The organism is Nocardia higoensis (genome assembly GCF_015477835.1).
Classification (GTDB): Bacteria; Actinomycetota; Actinomycetes; order Mycobacteriales; family Mycobacteriaceae; genus Nocardia; species Nocardia higoensis_A.
The window spans coordinates 1-1,405 of the sequence record NZ_JADLQN010000023.1 but is presented as its reverse complement, the minus strand read 5'-3'; the positions used below and the strand labels follow the sequence as shown (position 1 = coordinate 1,405).

Below are 1,405 nucleotides of genomic sequence, written 5' to 3'. Positions count from 1 at the left end.
GAGCTGGGTTGGGTCGCAGAGACCAGAGAGAAGCGACTGTTTACTAAAAACACAGGTCCGTGCGAAGTCGTAAGACGATGTATACGGACTGACGCCTGCCCGGTGCCGGAAGGTTAAGAGGACCGGTTAGCGCTTTTGGCGCGAAGCTGAGAATTTAAGCCCCGGTAAACGGCGGTGGTAACTATAACCATCCTAAGGTAGCGAAATTCCTTGTCGGGTAAGTTCCGACCTGCACGAATGGCGTAACGACTTCTCTGCTGTCTCAACCACAGACTCGGCGAAATTGCATTACGAGTAAAGATGCTCGTTACGCGCGGCAGGACGAAAAGACCCCGGGACCTTCACTATAGCTTGGTATTGGTGTTCGGTACGGTTTGTGTAGGATAGGTGGGAGACTGTGAAGCGGGCACGCCAGTGTTCGTGGAGTCGTCGTTGAAATACCACTCTGGTCGTATTGGACTTCTAACCTCGGACCATGATCTGGTTCAGGGACAGTGCCTGGTGGGTAGTTTAACTGGGGCGGTTGCCTCCCAAAATGTAACGGAGGCGCCCAAAGGTTCCCTCAGCCTGGTTGGCAATCAGGTGTCGAGTGCAAGTGCACAAGGGAGCTTGACTGTGAGACTGACAGGTCGAGCAGGGACGAAAGTCGGGACTAGTGATCCGGCACCGGCATGTGGAAGCGGTGTCGCTCAACGGATAAAAGGTACCCCGGGGATAACAGGCTGATCTTCCCCAAGAGTCCATATCGACGGGATGGTTTGGCACCTCGATGTCGGCTCGTCGCATCCTGGGGCTGGAGTAGGTCCCAAGGGTTGGGCTGTTCGCCCATTAAAGCGGCACGCGAGCTGGGTTTAGAACGTCGTGAGACAGTTCGGTCTCTATCCGCCGCGCGCGTCAGAAACTTGAGGAAGGCTGTCCCTAGTACGAGAGGACCGGGACGGACGAACCTCTGGTGTGCCAGTTGTCCTGCCAAGGGCACTGCTGGTTAGCTACGTTCGGAAGGGATAACCGCTGAAAGCATCTAAGCGGGAAGCCTGTTCCAAGATGAGGTTTCTCACCCCTTCGAGGGGTTAAGGCCCCCCACAGACCATGGGGTTGATAGGCCAGAACTGGAAGCACGGTAACGTGTGGAGGTGACTGGTACTAATCGGCCGAGGACTTACCAACGAAGAAGCTACGCGTCCACTGTGCGGTATCTGAAACAACACACAACCGCTCCGCAGCACCCCTCACATTCTTGGTGAGGGTGTGCGCGTGGGGTTGGTGATAGTTTCATAGAGTTACGGCGGTCATAGCGGTGGGGAAACGCCCGGTCCCATTCCGAACCCGGAAGCTAAGGCCACCTGCGCCGATGGTACTGCACTCGACAGGGTGTGGGAGAGTAGGACACCGCCGGAACATCCTT

2 rRNA genes are annotated in these 1,405 nt (G+C 56.2%); both read left to right on the top strand.

The window, feature by feature from the left end:
* Window positions 1-1,167 (top strand): 23S ribosomal RNA (locus IU449_RS28685); the annotation flags it as partial.
* A 114-nt stretch (window positions 1,168-1,281) separates the two neighbouring features.
* Window positions 1,282-1,398 (top strand): 5S ribosomal RNA (rrf, locus tag IU449_RS28680).
* Window positions 1,399-1,405 lie beyond the last annotated feature (7 nt).